This is a genomic window from Streptomyces swartbergensis (assembly GCF_002148965.1).
In the GTDB taxonomy this organism is placed as follows: domain Bacteria; phylum Actinomycetota; class Actinomycetes; order Streptomycetales; family Streptomycetaceae; genus Streptomyces; species Streptomyces swartbergensis.
Map to the genome: position 1 here is coordinate 1 of NZ_NGFN01000155.1, position 19354 is coordinate 19354.

Genomic DNA, 19354 nt, shown 5'->3' on the forward strand with positions numbered 1-19354 from the left:
GATTCCGCACAGCCGTGTCGGTCATCTGGGGTCTCGCCGCCCTGGTCCTGGCCGTGAGCCTGGTCGCCGGCCGAGGTGAGTCGTCGTCCGACGCCGGCGGCCCGCCGCACGCCCCACCGGCCGTTCCGACGGCCGCGCCCGCCACCTCCGCCGCGCCCGCCGTGCCCGACGCGCCGCCCTCGTCCGCGGCGCCGCACCGGACCACCGCGTCCGGCGCCGGCCCGCACCTGCCGCGGTCCCGGCCGGTCCGCCTGTACATCCCCAAGATCTCGGTGAACGCGCCCTTCACCGACCTCGTCATCGGCCGTTCGGGTCAGCTCGAACCGCCTCCGGCCGATGACACCAACCTCGTCGGCTGGTACGCCAAGGGCGCCTCGCCCGGCGAGGCCGGAACGGCGATCATCGCCGGGCACGTGGACACCGCGACGTCCCCGGCCGTGTTCGCGGGTCTCGGCGAGCTGAAGAAGGGCGACCGGTTCCACGTGGCGCGCGCCGACGGCAGCAGGGCGACCTTCGTCGTCGACAACGCGGAGTCCTTCGACAAGGACGACTTCCCCAGCGAGCGCGTGTACGGAGACACCCCCGACGCGCAGGTCCGGCTCATCACGTGCGCGGGTGCCTACGACCGTCAGGCCCGGGACTACACCGAGAACCTGGTCGTGTTCGCCCACCTCGTCTGATTTCCGGGTCCCCGGCCTGACATGGTGTTTTAAAGTGACTGCACCAGTTCAGGCGACTGTGGGACCTGTGAGGTATTCGCGAACCATGACGACCGAAACGCTTGAGTTCCAGGTAGAGGCGCGTCAGCTGCTCCAGCTGATGATCCACTCGGTCTACTCGAACAAGGATGTCTTCCTGCGGGAGCTTGTCTCCAACGCCTCCGACGCGCTGGACAAGCTGCGCCTGGAGAAGCTGCGGGACGACTCGCTCGACGCCGACGTGTCCGACCTGCACATCGAGATCGACGTCGACAAGGACGCCCGGACCCTCACGGTGCGGGACAACGGCATCGGGATGTCGTACGACGAGGTCGGACAGCTCATCGGCACCATCGCCAACTCCGGTACGGCCACCTTCCTGAAGGAGCTGCGGGAGGCCCAGGACGCGGCCGATGCCGAGGGGCTCATCGGCCAGTTCGGCGTCGGCTTCTACTCCGGCTTCATGGTGGCGGACGAGGTGACGCTGGTGACCCGGCGCGCCGGCGAGAGCCAGGGAACCCGCTGGACGTCCCGCGGCGAGTCCACGTACACCCTGGAGAAGGTCGACGACGCGCCGCAGGGCACCTCCGTCACCCTCCACCTCAAGCCCGCCGACCCGGAGAACCAGCTCCACGACTACACCTCGCCGTGGACGATCAAGCAGATCGTCAAGCGGTACTCGGACTTCATCACCTGGCCCATCCGGATGGTCCCGGAGAAGGGCGACAGCGAGGACGCGCCCGAGCCCGAGACGCTGAACTCGATGAAGGCCCTGTGGGCGCGGTCGCGCGACGAGGTGTCCGACGACGAGTACCACGAGCTGTACAAGCACATCAGCCACGACTGGCGCGAGCCGCTGGAGACGATCCGGCTCCAGGCCGAGGGCACCTTCGAGTACCAGGCCCTGCTCTTCGTCCCCTCGCACGCCCCGCACGACCTGTTCACGCGGGACTTCAAGCGCGGCGTCCAGCTGTATGTGAAGCGCGTCTTCATCATGGACGACTGCGAGGCGCTGCTGCCGCCCTACCTCCGCTTCGTCAAGGGCGTCGTCGACGCGCAGGACCTCTCGCTCAACGTCTCCCGCGAGATCCTCCAGCAGGACCGGCACATCCGGATGATGCAGCGCCGGCTGACGAAGAAGGTCCTGTCCACGATCAAGGAGATCAAGACCAAGGACGCCGACCGCTACGCCACGTTCTGGCGCGAGTTCGGCACCGTCCTGAAGGAGGGCCTGGTCACCGACTCCGAGAACCGGGACGCCATCCTCGCCGTCGCGTCGTTCGCCACCACGCACGCCGAGGACGAGCCGACCACGCTCGCGCAGTACGTGGAGCGGATGAAGGACGGCCAGGACGACATCTACTACATCACCGGCGAGTCCCGGCAGAGCATCGAGAACTCCCCGCACATGGAGGCGTTCCGGGACAAGGGCATCGAGGTCCTGCTGCTCACCGACGCGGTCGACGAGGTGTGGGTCGACGCCGTCGGCGAGTACGAGGGCAAGAAGCTGCGCTCCGTCGCCAAGGGCGAGATCGACCTCGACGGCGAGAAGGACGAGAAGGCCGAGGGGGAGCGGGAGAAGCAGGCCGAGGACTACGCCGGACTGCTCGGCTGGATGCGGGAGCAGTTGGAGGAGGACATCAAGGAGGTGCGCCTTTCGTCGCGGCTCACCGTCTCGCCGGCCTGCGTCGTCTCGGACGCGCACGACCTGACCCCGGCCCTGGAGAACATGTACCGGGCGATGGGCCAGGAGGTGCCACGCACCAAGCGGATCCTCGAACTCAACCCCGGCCACCCGCTGGTGAAGAACCTCAACCAGGCGTACAAGGAGCGCGAGGACCGCTCGGGCCTCGTCGAGTCCGCCGAGCTGCTCCACACGCTGGCCGTGCTCGCGGAGGGCGGCCAGCCCAAGGACCCCGCACGCTTCGTCAAGCTCGTGGCCGACCGCCTGGAGCGCACGCTGTAGGCAGGGGAGCGGATCAGCGGGGGTCCGGGGCGTCCGCCGCCCGCGCGCCGGGCGGGGTCGTGCCGGTGCCCGGCGGGACGATCTCGCCCTGGACCACCCGCGGCGCGGCTCCCGCCCCGGCCTCCTCGTCCCTCGCGGCGCGTGCCTCGGCCTTGAGGATGCGGGCCGACTTGCCGGCCGACCGGGCCAGTTCGGGCAGCTTCCTGGCCCCGATCACGGCTATGACGACGATGAGGAGGATCGCGAGCTCGCTCAGTCCGAACATGGTGTCCTGTCCTTTCCCGCCCGGGCCGGGCACGGCGCGAGCGTATCGGGCCGGGAGCACGGTGTGATCCCCGTCTCGGCATGTGCGACCGCCGGATGACGGAGCAGATGGGGCAGCATGCCGCGGTCGAGCAGGGCCTGCCGCCAGGCGAGCCGGGCGTGCTCCACGCGGTCGGCCCGCCCCGCCAGGGCCGAGCGCAGCAGCGCGGCCAGGCCGAGGAGGCCCGTCACGGCCGCCACGAGCGCCAGCGTCCAGCCGGCCGCGACGAGCGACCCGGGCAACGGGCCCGGTGCGTCGGCGACTTGGAGCAGGCTGCCGAGCAGGAGCAGAGCCCCGGCGGACACCGTCGCCACGAGCGGCGTGAGCACCGCGAGGGCGGGCAGCAGACTGCCGGTGGCGAGCGGGGGCCGCGCGTCCTCCCGGGCGGCGGCCCGTGCGGCGAGGTAGGCGCGGTACGGACCGCCGGCCGCCGCCGTGATGTCGTCGGCGTGGGCGAGCGCGTGGGCGCGCAGGTGCGCGGCCGTCCGGCCGGTCGGATCGGCGCGCACGGCGCCATGGATGTCCGCGGTGGTCAGCGCCAGGTCCAGTACCGCTTCGAAGTCCGCGCGGTCCTCGGGGTGGAGGCGGGGCGGATCGGCCACAGGATCTCCTTGTCGGTTGCTGTGTCGGTTGCTGTGTCGGTTGCTGTGTCGGACGTCGATGCCGGACGTCGATGCCGGACGCACTGAAATCTACAGTACTGTAGAAGTAGAGGCTGCCGGCCCGCGGATCTATACGATGTCCGCAGGCAAGGCAGGGTGGCGAAGGGAGGCAGGGCGGTGACGGAATCCCGGCAGCGTCCCCGGCGGGGGCAGGGCGAGCTGGAGGCGCTGGTGCTGTCGGCACTGCGGGAGGCGGACGGTCCGGTGACGGCCGGCTGGGTGCAGGAACGCCTCGGCGGTGACCTCGCCTACACGACGGTGATCACGATCCTGACCCGGCTGTTGGGCAAGGGCGCGGTCACCCGGGAGCGGGTGGGCCGGTCCTTCGCGTGGACGCCCGCCTCGGACGAGGCGGGCCTGGCCGCCCGGAAGATGCGCAAGGTGCTGGACGCCGAGAGCGACCGCGAGGCCGTGCTGGCCAGCTTCCTCACCGGCCTCGGCCCGGACGACGAGCGGCTGCTGCGCGACCTGCTGGATCAGGCCCAGGGCGAGGGGGAAGGCTGAAGCCTCATGGGGGTCTTCGTCTTTCTGCCACTGGTTCTCCCGCTCACGGCCTGGCCGGTCGCGCGCCTGGCCGAACAGCATCTGCATCCACGCACCGCGACCCGGTTACTGACCGCGATGGCCGCGGTGCTGGCGCTGTGCAGCACGGTGTGCCTGGGTCTGGTCATGGTGGTCGGCACCGCCCAACTGCCTGGCAACCCGCTGCCCGACGGCTGGTCGGACCCCGAGGTGCGGGCGGCGGTGCCGTTCGACGAGGTCGTCGGCAAGGCCGCGATTCCCGCGCTGTGCGCGGTGGTCGTCGCCTGCGCCCGCACGTTGTGGCGGCACGCCCGGGTACGCCGCCGGGCCCACCGCGCGCTGGCCGGACTGCCGGACACGGAGGTGGCCGTACTGCCGGACGGCGTTCCCTACGCGTATGCGCTGCCCGGTGGTCGCCGGGGTGGTCGTGCGCTGCGAGGCGGTCGCCAGGGTGGCGGTGCGCTGCGAGGCGGTCGCCAGAGTGGTGGTGTTCTGGCTGGCGGTCGCCGCGGTGGTGGCGGTGCTCGGCGCGGCGGTTGCCCGGGTGATGGTGAGCTGCGCGGCGGTGCTCGGCGTGGCGGTCGCCCGGGTGATGGTGGGCCGCATGGCCGCGGCGGGCGCCGTGGCCGTGGTCGGCGCGGGGGGCGTGTCGTGGTGACCACGGCCCTGCTGGACCGGCTCCGGCCGGCCGAGCGCCGGGCCCTGTTCGCCCATGAGCGGGCGCACCTCGTCGCCCGGCACGACCGTTTCCTGCTCACCGTGCAGCTCGCGGCCCGGGCCAACCCGTTCCTGCGGCCGCTGCGCACGGCCGTGGCGTACACGGCCGAGCGGTGGGCGGACGAGGAGGCGGCACGGGCGATCGGCAGCCGCCGCACGGTGGCGCGTGCCATCGGCACGGCCGCCTTGGTCTCCCGGGGCACCCCGGCGCCCACGCTCGCGGGACTCGCCGCTCCGGGCCCGGTGCCGCGGCGGGTGGCGGCCCTGCTCGGCCCGCCACCCGCCCTACGCAACTGGCCCTCGGTGTTCACCTCGGTCGGGCTGGCGGCGTGGGGCGCGGCGGCGGGTACGGCCGTGTCGGCGATGTCGTCCGCGAACTCCGCCGTCACGATGGTGCTCATCCTGCGTGCCGCGACCCCTCTTTGAGGGGGGCGGGCCTCAGCCACCCACGCAGCCCGCCTCCACGACGGACCGCGGCACTGCCGCGTGCAGACATGAGGTCAGCAGTTGCGTACGGGGTCTGTCTCGCTGTAGATGGCGGTGTCCTTCATGTAGCCGAGCTTTCCGTTGTCGGCCACGGTGAGCAGCCAGCGGGTCGGGTGCGGTCCGCCGACCCAGGCCTGGCCGTCCAGCTTGCAGTAGAACCAGCTGGGGTTGGAGTACATGTATCCGACCACCTTGGTGGGGTCGGGGTAGATGTGGTTGTTGCCGATGTATCCGTACACCGGTGCTCCGGACACGTTGCGGCACCAGGAGCGGATGCCGTCCCCGTCCGCCCAGCAGTTGTCGGCGGCGGAGGCGCTGGGCGCCATCGCGACGCCCAGGCCGGTCGCCAGAACCGTCGCCGCCAGGACCGAGCCGAGCTTCGTACGCATGGAGCCCCCCGTTGTCGTGGCCCGGGTCGGGCCGTGGTCATGGCCGCCGTGTCGTGCGGCAGCCATGACAACAGACGATGCGTGACGGCGTCCCGGTTGCGGAGGGGGACGTTCGACTCTCCGCAACCGCCCCCCGTCACCGCGCCATTCAGCCCACGACCCGGCCCAGCTCGATCCGGTCGATGTTCGGCGCCCAGGCGCTCGCGTTGCCGAACGTCACCTTGTTCGCGCCCTTCGCCAGATCGACCGGGACGCCGACGGTCCAGTAGTCGTCCCAGCTCCAGGTGTTCTTGAAGGTGACCTTCACCGGGTCCGCGGACCCGACCGTGATGTCCGCCGTACGGGACATGATGTCCGTGTTGTAGGCGTGGCCGTTGTCCCGGCGGTCGTTGTGCGCGTAGTGGACGACCAGCAGGTAGCGGCCGGACCGGGGCGCGTCGACTGTGAACTCGGCGGTGCTGGAGGAGCTGTTGCCGAGCCAGCCGATGTACGAGCCGGCGGACGCGTGCGGGGAGTCGACGAGCTTGGCCCCGCCGGCGAGCGTGGCCTTGGCGCCCTCGTAGGAGAGGGTGCCGGCGGCCGAGCCGTCGCCGGAGACGTCGAGGGAGCGGACGGCGGAGTGGCCCGACGTCATCGCGATCCGGTTGTTGCCCGCGACCAGGTAGAGCCGCAGCGGGCGGCCGGGCGCGGCCGTGACCGTCTCCCCGTGCAGCGAAAGCTTCACGGCCGCCGAGGTCCGCGGCATCACCGTGTAGTAGCCGTCGCGCGGGGCGTAGACGTCGAACACCGCCTTGTCACCGGAGCGCAGGACCAGGGAGCCCGTGCCCACCCCGGCCGACGAGGTGTAGTCGTACGACGGCTTGCCGCTGATGTCCGCCAGCGTGGCCTCGTAGGAGGCGGAGGGCGCGCCCGTCCGCGTGGTCAGGTCGATCCGGTCCAGGGTGACCTCGGCGTCGCCCTTGGACAGGGTCAGCTGGTGCGTGCCCGCCTTGAGTTGGACGCGGACATCCTTCTTGGCGCGGTACGTCCAGTTCTCCGTGGAGGGGTAGGTGACCGTCACCGGGGCGCCGCCGTCGACGATCAGCTTCTGCGTGGCGGGACCGCCGGACTGGTTGCCGTACAGGATCGCCAGGTCGTACGTGCCGTCCTTCGGCACCGTCACCGAGAAGGCGACCTTGCTGCCGGGCTGGTTGAGCGAGCCGACGTCCTTGGTGCCGGAGGCCGCGTAGCCGTTGGCGTTCTGGACCGTGCCCTGCGTGTAGACCTTGCCGTCGGTGATGGCCGCGTCCTCGGCCTCGTAAGACGCCGACCAGGGGACGGAGGCGGCGGACGGGGTGCCGGAGCCGCCGGGGGTGAGGACGACCCGGTACGCCGACATCTTGTGCAGGCCGCGCAGCGGGACCGTCACCGAACCGTCGTCCGCGACCTTCACCTTGGTGCGCGCGAGGACCCGCGGCGCCGCGTGCTGCCCCTCGTAACCGGACCAGGCGGCCTCGGCGACGGTCGCGGTGACCGTACGGCCGAACACCGACCGGGGGACGCCCCGCACGACCACGTCCGAGTCGGCCGCGGAGCCGCCGAGCAGGACCTGCGCCTGGCGGCGTGAGGTGTCGAGGGAGGCCAGCCCCTGGAGGGTGTCGATGGTGTTGGGCTGCGGCGGTGTCACCTTCACGGTGTTCCCGGTCATGCCCGCGTACCAGCGGAACAGCCACCAGCCGCCGTTGGGGATGTTCGAGCGCACGACGTGGCCGCTGAGGTTGCCGGCCGCGTCCCAGTAGGCCATGTTGGCGTACACCTTGTTGCGCTCGAACATCGAGACCCACTGCACGAGTTGCCCGGGCACGGACAGGTCGCGGCGGTTGGCGTACTCGTCGATGTTGATCTTCAGCGGGGCGATCCCCGCCTCGCGCTCCAGCTTGCGGTAGTCGTCGTAGTGCGCCTGGAAGTCGCGCAGCGAGCCGGAGCCCAGCTCGTGCCAGGTCATCACCTGGGGGAGCACGTTCTCCCGCTTGGCGAAGGCGAGGAAGTCCTTCAGCAGGCGGGTGTGGTAGGCGGCTTCGTTGGGGCCGGCGATCCTCGCGTCCGGGTCGATCGCGCGGATGCGCTGGTACACCGTCTTCCAGTCCTTGAAGAACCGGTCGCGGTTCTTCTCGTACTGGCCCTGGTCGGCGACGTCGAGCTTGTACCAGATCTGGTCGGGCTCGTTGAACGGGATGTAGACGAAGCGGTCGCTGTTCGGGTCGGCCGAGACCTCCTTGGCGATCTTGTCGACCTTGGGGAGGTAGTCGTCGATGCCGAGGTCCTCGTACGGCCACTTGGCGTAGATGTCCTGCATCATCACGTTGATCTCGCCGCCGCCGTTGCGGAAGAACGACTTGGAGACGGTGAGCGCGTCGCCGTTGGGGTGCTGGGCGCCGCCCTCCGGCTTCTGCGAGATGCTGGTGATCTTCAGGGGTGCCATCGCGGCGTCGCTGGGCACCCCGTCGTCGCTGACCCCGTACAGCGAGCCGTTGGCGCCGAGCATCACCGGGCCCTCGGAGGCGCCCAGGTCGACGGTGAGGCGCTGTGGATCTGCCGCGGCGGCGGGACCGGCCGCGGGGAGGGTGGCTGCCATGGCGGCTGCTCCAAGTAGTGCTGTCATCAGGGCGGTTCTGGTACGGGACCTCGTACCGGCTCTCGTGCGGGTGGGGGTGATCACGCTGCTGGACCTCCAGTCACTTCACGGCTCCACTGGTGATTCCGGACACGATCTTTCGCTGGCCGACGAGGAACACGGCGACCATGGGCAGGCTCATCACCACGACGTACGCGAAGACGAGATGCCAGTTGTTGAGGTAGAGCTGGGCGCTGGCGACCTGGTAGAGGTTGAGCGGCAGGGTCGCCCGGTCTCCGCCGCCGAGGACGAAGAACGCGTAGAAGATGTCGCTCCAGGCGTAGAGCATCACCATGATCGTCGCGGTGGCGATCACGGGCCGGAGCAGCGGCAGGACGATCCGCCAGAAGATGCGTGACGGGCTTGCCCCGTCCATCCGGGCCGCCTCCTCCAGTTCCATGGGGATGGCGCGGATGAAGCCGGTCATGAAGAAGATCGACGTCGACAGGTACATCCCGGTGTAGACGGCGATCATGCCGGGGCGGGTGTTGGACAGGCCCAGTTGCCGCAGCTCCATCACGATGGTGATGACGGCGGGCGGCAGCAGCAGTCCGCTGATGCACAGCGCGTACGCCGCCGAGACCAGCTTCGACTTGCGGCGGGCGAAGACCCAGGCGGCGCCCGCGCCCAGGATCAGCACCAGGACCACCGAAGGCACCACGACCAGCAGCGAGTTGAGGAAGCCGCGCAGCATCTCGCCCTGGCCGACGGCGTCCGCGTAGTTGCTCGCGGGCTGCCACTGCCGGGGCAGGTCGAGGCTCGGCTTGATCGCCTCGGCCTGCGGTTTGGCCGAAGTGACGGCGACCAGCCACAGCGGAACGCCCACGGCCAGCGCGGCGAGCAGGACGACGAGGGAGGGGCGGCCGTACCGCCACACCGCGGTCACAGCATCTGCTCCCTTCGCCGGAGCCCCACGACCAGCGGGATCGCCACGGCGACCACCACCAGGAAGAGGACGAGGCTCATCGCGGAGGCCTGTGCGTACAGGCCCTGCCCGAAGATCCGGAACATGTAGATGTTGAAGACCTCGGTGGAGGCCGCGGGGCCGCCGCCCGTGGTGGCCTGCACGATGTCGAAGGTGTTCATCGAACCGATCAGCGCGGTGGTGACGTTGAAGGTGACGGCCGGCGCGAGCATCGGCCAGCGCACCGACCAGAAGGTCCGCCAGGGCCCCGCGCCGTCGCACTTCGCGGCCTCCAGCATCTCGCCGGGGATGCCCTTGAGCCCGGCCAGATAGATCAGCATCGACAGGCCCATCCACTTCCACCCGTGGATGAGCGTGACGATCACCAGCGTCCAGGTCGTCGAGCCCAGCCACGGGATGTCCGTGCCCAGAACGGAGTTGACGGCCCCGTCCTGGTCGAGCAGCGCCTGGAAGACGTAACCGGTCGCCAGCGCCGAGATCAGCACCGGCAGGAAGAAGACGGCACGGAAGAACCGGTTGAAGCGGCTGTCGTCCTCCAGCAGCAGCGCCAGCACGAGCCCGAAGCCGTTCTGGAACACCGCCGCCAGCAGCGCGTACACCAGGGTCGTGCGGATCGCCCGCAGCAGCGAGCCGTCCTCGGCGATGGTGTGGAAGTTGTCCAGGCCCGTGAAGGCGATGTCCGCGTGGTACGAGGACCAGTTGGTGAACGGGTAGTAGAAGTTCAGCAGGTTGGGCACCAGGAAGAAGCCCGCGAAGACGACGATCGCGGGGAGCGCGAACCACCAGGGGTGGTGCACGGTGGCGCGCGGCAGCCGTCCCACGCCCTTCGGTGCGCCGTGTGCAGCCGGCTGCTTGCGCGTACGTACGACCGTGTCCGCCATGGTCAGAACCCGGGGGCGCCCTGGGCCTTGGCCACTTGCGCGAACTGGTCCTGGATCGCCTGCGCGACCTGCTGCGGGCTCTTCTTGCCGAAGATCATGTCGGCGAGGTAGAGGTGGGTGTCGGGGGCGACGATCGCCTTGGCCTGGAAGACGCCGATGGCCTTGGGCAGGGCCGCCATCTGGGCCTTGGACGCCTCGGGCAGGCCGTCGGGGGTGGGCACGGACGGCTGCACGGACGGGATCTTCATCGTCTTGATGTAGTCCGGGTAGTCCGGGCCGAGCCAGAAGGCGAGGAACTGCCGGGCCGCGTTCTGCCGCTTGTCGTCACCGGTCTTGAAGGCGACGACACCGTTGGTCTGGTCGGGGGAGTACAGGCCGGTGGCCGAGGAGTTGGCGACCGGGAACCAGCCGATCTTCTTGTCGAGCTCGGCGGTGGAGTATTTGGCCTGCAACTGGCTCTGGAAGGACGTGACGTTGAGGACCATGCCGGCGTCGCCCTTCCACAGCGCGTCGGCCTGCCCGGTGAAGGTGCCCGTCCGGTAGTTCTTCTGGGCGAGCCCCGCGTCGAGCAGCTTCTCCTTGTACTTCTTGATGGCGCCGACGACGACCGGGTCGGTCCACTTCTTCTTGCCGGCGTTCAGATCGGCCCACCATTGCCGGTCGAGGTCGGTGAGCTGGACCTGCATCTGCCACTGGAGCGGCCACTTGTCGCCGCCGGCCTCGTAGAAGCCGGCCGCGTCGGTCTTGTCGACGACCTTGCGGCCGAGGGCGAGCAGCTCGTCGTAGGACGTGGGGAAGTCCTTCTCGCTGAGCCCGGCCTGCTTGAAGACGTCCTTGTTGTAGTAGACGCCGAGCATGGCGGGGCTGGTGACGATCGCCGCGTACCGCTTGCCGTCGATGACGCCGAGGGACCTCTCGGTGTCTCCGAGCCTGGCCTCCCACGGCTCCCCGTCGAGGGTCAGGAGGTTCTGCTTCGGCTGGATGAACGGCAGCGTCGAGATGGACGGCTGCCAGAACATCAGGTCGGGGCGGTCGCCGGAGGCCAGCTTCGTCGGCACGTTCTGCTCGTAGAGGTCCGGGATCGCCTGGGTGTCGACCTTGGCGCCGGTGGCCTTCTCGAAGGCGTCGATGACCTGCTTGGGCGCGTTCACGGTGTTCTGCGCGGTCCACATGGTCAGCTTCACGCCGTCCAGCCGGGCGGTCGGATTCACCGCCGTCCGCTTGGCGTCCGAACCGTCCGAACCGGAGTCCCCGGCGGTCGGGTCGCTGCACGCGGTGGCGGCCAGGCCGGCGGCGCATATCAGCGCCAGGGCGGGGAGAGCTCTTGTCTTCATCGGGATTCCTCCGTGGATGCCCCGACCTTCAGGCCGGGGAGGAAACGGACTCCTGCGGAGCAGGGCAGGGAATGCCGAATCGCCGCCAGGGCGATTCGGTGTCCGCCGATCACCGGCCGACGCTCCTGGCTCACATCGGAGCGGATAGAGTGTGAGGCATGGCGCAGCAGGTCAAGCGGGCTTTCAAGTACCGCTTTCATCCCACGGACGAGCAGGCAGCGGAGCTGTCCCGCACGTTCGGCTGCGTCCGCCTCGTGTACAACAAGGCCTTGGAGGAGCGCACTCGGGCGTGGTACGGCGAGCAGCGCCGCATCTCCTACGTGCAATCGTCCGCCGCCCTGACGGAATGGAAGAAGGCCGAGGAACTCGCCTTCCTTGCTGAAGTGTCCAGCGTGCCGCTTCAGCAGGCGCTGAGGCATCTTCAGACGGCGTTCGGTAACTTCTTCGCCAAGCGGGCCAAGTACCCGCGTTACAAGAGCAGGAAGAAGTCCCGCGCGTCGGCCGAGTACACCCGTTCCGGCTTCAAGTGGCGCGACGGTCGTCTGACGTTGGCGAAGATGTCCGCCCCGCTGGACATTCGCTGGTCGCGCCCCTTGCCCGAGGGTGCGGTGCCCACGACAGTGACCGTGTCCCGCGACGCTGCGGGGCGGTGGTTCGTATCCCTGCTGTGCGAGGACATGATCACACCGGCCCCGGCAACGGATGCGGCGGTCGGTCTGGACGCTGGGATCACGTCGCTGGTGACACTCTCGAGCGGTGAGAAGATCGCCAACCCGCGCCATGAGCGCCGTGACCGCAAGCGGTTGGCGAAGGCCCAGCGGGAGTTTTCCCGTAAGGCGAAGGGCTCGAACAACCAGGAGAAGGCGCGCCGGCAGGTCGCGCGCGTCCACGCGCGCATCACGGACCGGCGTCGGGACTTCCTCCATAAGCTGACCACTCGATTGGTCCGTGAGAACCAAACGGTCGTAATCGAGGACCTCACCGTCCGTAACCTGCTGAGGAACGGCAAGCTCGCGCGCGCCATCTCGGATGCGGCCTGGGCGGACCTGCGCATGATGCTGGAGTACAAGTGCGCCTGGTACGGGCGCGAACTCGTCGTGATCGACCGCTGGTTCCCGTCCAGCAAGCTGTGCGGGGCGTGCGGTACGGTCCGCGAGAAGCTGCCGCTGAATGTCCGCGAGTGGACGTGCGACTGCGGCGCCGTGCATGACCGCGACGTGAACGCGGCACGCAACATCCTGGCCGCCGGGCTGGCGGCGTCTGCCTGTGGAGATGGTGTAAGACCTCAACGGGAGTCCTCCCGGACGGGGCGGTCGTCGGTGAAGCAGGAAGCCCAGCGGGTGACCGCTGGAGTCCCCTGCCTTTAGGCGGGGGATGAAGTCAACTCGTGCCTTTCGGAGCAGGGCGGTTCGGTTCGAAAGCGGGACTCACAACTTCGGGGCGGGTAAAGGGCCTTCAGTGACCGGCGGGCGGTGGCCCCGAGCTCTCCCGCACCACCAGTTCCGGTACGGACACGGGATGCGGGGCGACCGGCGCGGACTCCTCCAGCACGCCGTGCAGCAGGGCGAACGCGGACCGCCCCAGGCCGGTGAAGTCCAGGCGTACGGTGGTCAGGGACGGGGTCAGGAAGGCGGAGTGCGGGGCGTCGTCGAAACCGGCCACGCTGACCTCGCCCGGCACCGAGCGGCCGGACTCGTGCAGGGCGCGCAGCACGCCGAGCGCGAGGTCGTCGTTGCCGCACAGGATCGCGGTGACGGACTCGTCCCGCGCCAGCTTCAACCCGGCCGCGTGACCGCCCGCCGGCCCCCAACTGCTCTGCACGGGGCGGGGTTCCGGGGCGCCGGCCTCCTGCAGCGCCTGCCGCCAGCCGCTCGTGCGGGCGCTGGTGCGGCGGGTGCTGGACGGGATGGCCACGTAGTGCACGGTCTCGTGGCCGAGGGAGAGCAGATGGCTGGTCGCCTGGTAGGCGGCCTCGCGGTCGTCGGTCCACACCCACGGGCGGTCGCCGCCGGGCGGACTCGCCGGGGTCTCGACCACGCCCACGACCGGCAGCCCGGCGGGCACGGCGCCCAGTGCCCGGACACCGGCCGGATCGTATGCGATCACGACGATCCCGCCGCCCGCGTCCGCCGCGCGCTGCACCTCGGCGGTGACGGCCGCGTCCTCGGCCGACTCCAGCACTCCGATCCCGACCGCGTACGACGCCGCGCGGGCGGCCTCCTCGATGCCCTGGAGGATCGAGGCGTAGCCGTAGTGGGTGGTGTTCGCGGTGAGCACGGTCACGGCCCGGCTGCGCCCGCTGGCCAGAGCGAGGGCGGTCGCGTTGCGGCGGAAGCCCAGTTCCTCGATGGCGGCGAGCACCCGCTCCCGGGTGGACGGCCGGACGCTGGGATGGCCGTTGATCACCCGCGAGACCGTCTGGTACGAGACCCCCGCGGCGGTCGCGACGTCCCTGATGCTCGCCGGGCGCCTTGTGTGACCGGTCACATTCATGCGAGGATTGTGACCGGTCACACTTGGGTCGTCAAGAGACCGTAACGAGGGATTCACGCGGATCTCCGCTCCCCGAGGACGGGACGGGGTCAGGAGGGGGAGCACCTTGACCGGCACGGCGGATGCGGCGCACATGGCCTCCAACCAGCGGCAGGACGGGTTCACTTGGGGGCATCAGGCCCTCCGGGCCGGGTTCGCCGTCGCCGCCGACGGGACCCTGCGGCTGGTCCGGCTCGCCCACCCCGACGACGATCGCCCCGCCACCCCGCACTCCGCGCTCCCGCTCGTGGAGCTCACCGCCCTCGGCCACGGCAGCGGCTGGTCCGGCCCCCGCTTCACGGGCACGGCCTTCGGTGCCCGGCTCGCCTACCGGTCCCACCGCACGGGCAGACGCGACGGCTGGGAGTGGCTGACCGTCGAACTCCACGACCCGGGCACCGGATTGACGGCGTCCGTCGAACTCACGTCACCCACCGGCGTGTCCGTCCTCCGCTCCCGCGTCCGGCTCCGCAACGAGGGCCGGGAGCCGCTGGTCGTCCAGTCCGTCAGCAGCCTCCTGCTCGGCGGCCTGCCCGCCCCGGACGCCCTCGACGTCCACCGGGCCCGCAACGACTGGCTCGCCGAGTGCCGTTGGTACGCCGAGCCGCTGCGCGCCGCCGTCGCCGACATCCACGTCGAGGTCCACGAACACGACAGCCGGGCCGCCCTCGCCCTCACCGGGCGCGGCAGCTGGCCCACCGACGGCCATCTCGCCATGGGCGCGCTGACGGAACGGGACGGCGGCCGGGCCTGGGCCTGGCAGGTCGAGTCCCCGGCCGGCTGGCGCTGGGACCTGGGGGAACGCGCACACGGCACCTACCTTGCACTGAACGGCCCCACGGACGCGGAACACCAGTGGCGGGTCCGGCTCGCCCCGGGCGAGGAGTTCACCACCGTGTACGGAGCCCTGGCACTCGGCTCCGACCTCGACGCGGCGATCGGCGCCCTGACCTCCTACCGCCGGGCGATCCGCCGCCCGCACCCGGACCACACCGCCCTCCCCGTCGTCTTCAACGACTACATGAACACCCTGATGGGCGACCCGACCACGGCCAAGCTCCTGCCGCTGATCGACGCCGCCGCGGACGTGGGCGCCGAGTACTTCTGCATCGACTCGGGCTGGTACGACGACGACACCCGGGGCTGGTGGGACAGCGTCGGCGCCTGGCAGCCCTCGCCGCGCCGCTTCCCCGACGGCGGCATCCGGGCCGTCCTGGACCGCATCCGGGAGCGCGGGATGGTGCCCGGGCTGTGGCTGGAGCCGGAGGTCGTCGGGGTGCGCAGCCCCGTCGCGGCCGAACTGCCCGACGCGGCGTTCTTCCAGCGCGACGGCGTGCGCCTGGCCGAACAGGGCCGCCACCAGCTCGACCTGCGGCACCCGGCCGCCCGCGCCCACCTCGACAAGACCGTTGACCGGATCGTCGGCGACTGGGGCGTGGGCTACCTCAAGCTGGACTACAACATCGTGGTCGACCCCGGCACCCAGGCACCCGGCGACCTCGCGCCGGGAGCCGGGCTGCTGGGCCACGCCCACGCCTACCTGGACTGGCTGTCCGGCGTGCTCGACCGCCACCCCGGACTCGTCGTGGAGAACTGCGCCTCGGGCGGCATGCGCATGGACGGCGCCACCCTGGCCGTCGCCCAGCTCCAGTCCACCAGCGACCAGCAGGACCCCCTGCGCTACCCGCCCATCGCCGCCGCCGCGCCGACCGCCGTCCCACCCGAACAGGGCGCGGTCTGGGCCTACCCGCAGCCCGAGTTCGACGACGACCTGACGACATGGACCCTGGGCGGGGCACTCCTCGGCCGTATCCACCTCTCCGGCCACCTCAACCGCATGCCGGAACACCGACTGGCCCTCGTACGGGACGCGGTCGCGGTCTACAAGTCGATCCGCGGGGACCTCGCGCGCGCCCTGCCGTTCTGGCCGCTCGGCCTGCCCGGCTGGACCGACGAGTGGCTGGCCCTGGGGCTCTCTGTCCCCGGTGACCGCACGGCGTACCTGTCGGTCTGGCGCCGGGGCGGACCGGTCGAACTCCGCGTCCCCGTCCGGCATCTGGCGGGCCGGACCGTCCGCGCGGAGGTCCTGCACCCGTCCTCCGCGGGGGCGGGCACGGCCGTCTGGGACGGGGACGGGCTGACGGTGTGCGTGCCGCGCACGCCCGGTGTGCTGCTGATCCGGCTCATGCAGGACGACGGGTAGGCGGGGCGCTCGGCGGTTGGCGCGGTGCGGGGCCTCACCCGCGTGCGGCGCTCCCCTCGCGGACGGCGTTCCGTTCCCGCGCCTGCTGATCCGCGTCCCGGCGGAACGCCCACGCCATGTCGGGCTCCATCACCCAGCGGAACAGCCGCCGCACCGGCGGGGTGCACAGTGCGGTCACGAGCACCGCCGCGACGACCGTCACGACGGCCACGCCCACGGGCTGGTGGATCCACGCCGGCTCGTACCAGCCCCAGAACTTGGACCCCTGGGCGACGAAGCCGTGCAGCAGGTAGCCGTACAGCGTGCCCGCGCCCAGCACGGTGAACCACGCCCGGCGCCCGGGCACCCAGGCCAGGAAGCAGGCCACCAGGACCAGGGAACAGCCGAAGGTCACCAGCGTCATCACGGGCCCGTACCAGGCGGGCGCGGCGAGTTCCTCGGCGCTGTCGCGGTGGTAGAACCAGGCGCCGGTCATCCGCGGGACCGCCCAGTAGGCCACGGCGACCGCGGCGGCGAAGACCGGCACGGCCAGCACACGCGCCGAGTGGCGGCGCACCAGCCGGAAGTGCTCCGGCTTCAGCAGCAGACCGAGGACGAAGTACGGCAGGAACTGAAGGGTGCGTTGCAGGTCGAGGTCGTTGCCTACGGACGGCGAGAGCGTCGCCAGCATCGCGATGACGAGGGCGGCCGGCAGCGGCCACCGCACGCGCCGCCACACCGGCGTGGTCAGCCGCCAGATGAACAGCGCCGCCAGGAACCACGTCAGATACAGCGGATCCAGGAGACTGACGGGCCGGTCGGGCTCCTGGTCCGTCCATCGTGTGAACAGCGTGTACGCCGTCTCGAAGACGACATACGGAACGGCGAGCCCGGTGACCAGACGCCTGACCCGTCCCGGGCTCGCGTCGAAAGAGCGCGAGAAGTAGCCGGAGATGACGATGAACGCCGGCATGTGGAAGGCGTAGACGACCATGTAGAGCGCGCTGACCGCCCGGCTGCCGTCCCGCAACGGCTCCCAGGCGTGCCCGATCGCCACCAGCACGATCGCCAGGTACTTGGCGTTGTCGAAGAACGCGTCGCGCTGCCCGGCCTGCTTCGGCGCGGCGGCGGCCTCGCGTGACGCGCTCGCCCCGGGCTCGCCGCGGGTGCTCGCGACGGGCCGCATGCGCAGGGTGTCGTCGCGCAGGGTGTCCTCGCTCATCACGCCTCCCGCGCAGGGTGCGGGGAACCGGGACGGGCGGATACGCGTCTTGCCGGGGTTACGGCGGAGGGGTGCCGGTGCGACATCCCCGCCGCCTGACCCAAGCGGAGCGACGTAAACCGCTTTCCGGTGTGGATGTCGCGCGGATCACACCCGCTGATCACTCTCGTGGCGACGGTGCTGCCGCGCCGGCCCTTCCGGGAGCGCGCCGGCACCGTCGCACACGGCCCGGTCAGCTCACCGAGCAGGCGGCGCCGTTCAGCGTGAACGCCGTCGGGCTGGGGTTCGCCGTCGCCCGGGTGGCCGTGAAGCCGAGGGTGACCGAACCCGCCGCGGGGATCGTCGCGGTGTACGAGGCGGCCGCGACACTGACCTCGGAGCCGCTCTGCGTCGCAGTGCCGCCCCAGAGGTTGGTGATGCGCTGGCTGTCCGGGAAGGTCCAGCGCAGCGTCCAGCCGTTGATCGCCGACGTGCCGGTGTTGCGCACGGTGATCTCGCCCTGGAATCCGCCGGGCCAGCTGCTCGTCACCCGGTAGCCGACGCCGCAGGCCGCCGTCGAGCCGCCGGAGGAGGTCGTGAGCGTCACCGTGGCCGAGCGGGGCGAACGGTTGCCGGCGGCGTCACGGGCGTAGACGGCGAAGGTGTAGGAGGTGGCGGGGGACAGGCCGGTGACGGTGGCGGTCGTCCTGGCCGTGGAGGTGACGACCGTCTCGGCACCGCCGCCGATCCGGACCACGTCGTAGCCGGTGACGCCCGTCGCGTCGGTGGCGGCGGCCCAGGTCAGGATGGCGGACGAGGAGGTCACCCCGGAGGCGGCCGGGGTGCCGGGGGCCGTCGGGGGAGTGGTGTCGCCTCCGCCGGAGGAGTAGATCGCGGCCTCCTTGGCGGTGGCGGCGATGCCGTTCGCGCCGTTGAAGAGCCGCTGCCCCCAGCTGGTGAGCCGGTTCGGGTCGAAGTTCGTGACCATGTCCAGGTATCCGACGTCGCTGCTGTTGCCACTCCACGACCAGCCGAGGTAGCCGAGGCGGAGCTGCTGGGTGACGGCGAGGATGGCGTCCTCGTCGGGGTTGCCGTCCGAGTGGTCGTGGCCGAACTCGCCGACGACAATGGGGAGTTTGGCCGTCACGAACCGGTTCAGATAGTCCGTGATCTCGGCTGCCGTGTCGAAGACGCCGTACATGTGGATCGAGAAGATCGTGTTGGCGTCCGGGTCGGAGGCGAACACCGAAGCGGCGTTGTCGCGCATGGTGAACGCCCAGTCCTGGCCCCAGTTGGGCGCGTCGACCATGATCGTGTGGTCGAACCCGGCGTTGCGGAGCTTCTGGATGGCCGCCTTGGTGTCGGCCGTCCAGGCCGTGTAGCCGGTGTTGCCGTACGGCTCGTTGCCGATGTTGACGATGACGTAGTCCTCCTGACCGGTCAGCGCGCTCTGCACGCTGATCCAGTAGTCGGCGGCGCGGGAGAGCGTGACGGCTCCGCTCTGTTCGCCGTACCCGGTGGTGTCGTGCACCTCCAGCACACAGATCAGCCGGTTCTGCTTGCACTGGGAGACCACGTTCGCCACGTCGGCGGTGTCGTTGCGGGTCCAGCGGTCACCGCTGGCGAGGACCACGCGGACGGTGTTGGCGCCCTTGGCTTTGATGTGGGAGAGGGAGCTGATCCGGTCCGGGTACCAGGTGTGGGCGTGGTTGACGCCGCGCATCACGAAGTCGTTCCCGGATGCCTCCAGCAGCCGGCCGTTGTCGATGCGGAAGCCGGTGGGGGCGGCGTGCGCCGGTGTGCCGAGGGAGAGGAAGGAGAGCAGGAGGCCGAGGAGTGCGACGGCCACGGTGGCCACGCGTGGGGTGGGGGCGGTGCGGGGTCTCATGGCGGCTCCAGAGG

The 19354-nt window shown here is 70.7% G+C and carries 16 protein-coding genes; 6 read left to right on the top strand and 10 right to left on the bottom strand.

The window, feature by feature from the left end; genetic code table 11:
* Together CA983_RS23655 and htpG are read left to right on the top strand one after the other, a co-directional pair.
* Positions 1 to 680, top strand: a 680-nt coding sequence (locus tag CA983_RS23655; protein WP_425276468.1) for a class F sortase, incomplete at its 5' end; no start/stop codon positions are given.
* Positions 681 to 765: 85 nt separating this feature from the next.
* Complete coding sequence (gene htpG, locus CA983_RS23660) at positions 766 to 2664, top strand: molecular chaperone HtpG (protein ID WP_086602901.1); 1899 nt, start codon at positions 766 to 768, stop codon at positions 2662 to 2664.
* Positions 2665 to 2677: 13 nt separating this feature from the next.
* On the opposite strand, the gene CA983_RS23665 is transcribed toward htpG, so the two are convergent.
* A complete protein-coding gene (locus tag CA983_RS23665) occupies positions 2678 to 2929 on the bottom strand; it encodes a twin-arginine translocase TatA/TatE family subunit (protein ID WP_086602902.1) in 252 nt (83 codons plus the stop codon).
* The gene (locus CA983_RS23670) at positions 2917 to 3570 is read right to left on the bottom strand and encodes a hypothetical protein (RefSeq protein ID WP_086602903.1); all 654 of its coding nucleotides are present in this window, start codon (positions 3568 to 3570) and stop codon (positions 2917 to 2919) included. The genes CA983_RS23665 and CA983_RS23670 overlap by 13 nt, the downstream gene beginning before the upstream one ends.
* 177 nt (positions 3571 to 3747) lie before the next feature.
* Between CA983_RS23670 and CA983_RS23675 the strand changes: the two genes are divergently transcribed.
* Together CA983_RS23675 and CA983_RS48045 are read left to right on the top strand one after the other, a co-directional pair.
* Positions 3748 to 4134: a BlaI/MecI/CopY family transcriptional regulator gene (locus CA983_RS23675; protein ID WP_086602904.1), complete on the top strand. Its 387-nt coding sequence runs from the start codon at positions 3748 to 3750 to the stop codon at positions 4132 to 4134.
* Between the two features lie 6 nt (positions 4135 to 4140).
* On the top strand, positions 4141 to 5295 hold the full coding sequence (locus CA983_RS48045) for a M56 family metallopeptidase (protein ID WP_244207076.1): 1155 nt from the start codon (positions 4141 to 4143) through the stop codon (positions 5293 to 5295).
* Positions 5296 to 5369: 74 nt separating this feature from the next.
* On the opposite strand, the gene CA983_RS23690 is transcribed toward CA983_RS48045, so the two are convergent.
* The 5 genes from CA983_RS23690 to CA983_RS23710 form a co-directional block, all read right to left on the bottom strand.
* Positions 5370 to 5744: a hypothetical protein gene (locus CA983_RS23690; protein WP_059415055.1), complete on the bottom strand. Its 375-nt coding sequence runs from the start codon at positions 5742 to 5744 to the stop codon at positions 5370 to 5372.
* Positions 5745 to 5892: 148 nt separating this feature from the next.
* Positions 5893 to 8358: a CBM35 domain-containing protein gene (locus CA983_RS23695; protein WP_086602905.1), complete on the bottom strand. Its 2466-nt coding sequence runs from the start codon at positions 8356 to 8358 to the stop codon at positions 5893 to 5895.
* Between the two features lie 100 nt (positions 8359 to 8458).
* Positions 8459 to 9283, bottom strand: a complete 825-nt coding sequence (locus tag CA983_RS23700; RefSeq protein ID WP_086602906.1) for a carbohydrate ABC transporter permease — start codon at positions 9281 to 9283, stop codon at positions 8459 to 8461.
* Positions 9280 to 10203 (bottom strand): carbohydrate ABC transporter permease, encoded by a 924-nt coding sequence (locus tag CA983_RS23705; RefSeq protein ID WP_086602907.1) that lies wholly within the window; start codon positions 10201 to 10203, stop codon positions 9280 to 9282. Before CA983_RS23705 ends, CA983_RS23700 begins: the two co-directional genes overlap by 4 nt.
* Positions 10204 to 10205: 2 nt before the next feature.
* On the bottom strand, positions 10206 to 11537 hold the full coding sequence (locus CA983_RS23710; RefSeq protein WP_086602908.1) for an ABC transporter substrate-binding protein: 1332 nt from the start codon (positions 11535 to 11537) through the stop codon (positions 10206 to 10208).
* A 158-nt stretch (positions 11538 to 11695) separates the two neighbouring features.
* Between CA983_RS23710 and CA983_RS23715 the strand changes: the two genes are divergently transcribed.
* Positions 11696 to 12904 (top strand): RNA-guided endonuclease InsQ/TnpB family protein, encoded by a 1209-nt coding sequence (locus CA983_RS23715; RefSeq protein ID WP_086602909.1) that lies wholly within the window; start codon positions 11696 to 11698, stop codon positions 12902 to 12904.
* A gap of 88 nt (positions 12905 to 12992) precedes the next feature.
* Here CA983_RS23715 and CA983_RS23720 read toward each other — a convergent pair whose 3' ends face one another.
* Positions 12993 to 14030 (bottom strand): LacI family DNA-binding transcriptional regulator, encoded by a 1038-nt coding sequence (locus tag CA983_RS23720; protein ID WP_086602910.1) that lies wholly within the window; start codon positions 14028 to 14030, stop codon positions 12993 to 12995.
* A 133-nt stretch (positions 14031 to 14163) separates the two neighbouring features.
* Here CA983_RS23720 and CA983_RS23725 point away from each other — a divergent pair, with 133 nt between their 5' ends.
* Positions 14164 to 16272 carry an alpha-galactosidase gene (locus CA983_RS23725; RefSeq protein ID WP_086602913.1) on the top strand — a complete coding sequence of 703 codons (2109 nt, stop codon included), beginning with the start codon at positions 14164 to 14166 and terminating at the stop codon, positions 16270 to 16272.
* Positions 16273 to 16306: 34 nt separating this feature from the next.
* Here CA983_RS23725 and CA983_RS23730 read toward each other — a convergent pair whose 3' ends face one another.
* Positions 16307 to 17473, bottom strand: coding sequence for an acyltransferase family protein (locus CA983_RS23730; RefSeq protein WP_425276469.1), 1167 nt, complete (start codon positions 17471 to 17473; stop codon positions 16307 to 16309).
* 232 nt (positions 17474 to 17705) lie between these two features.
* Complete coding sequence (locus CA983_RS23735) at positions 17706 to 19340, bottom strand: cellulase family glycosylhydrolase (RefSeq protein WP_086602911.1); 1635 nt, start codon at positions 19338 to 19340, stop codon at positions 17706 to 17708.
* Positions 19341 to 19354: the final 14 nt, after the last annotated feature.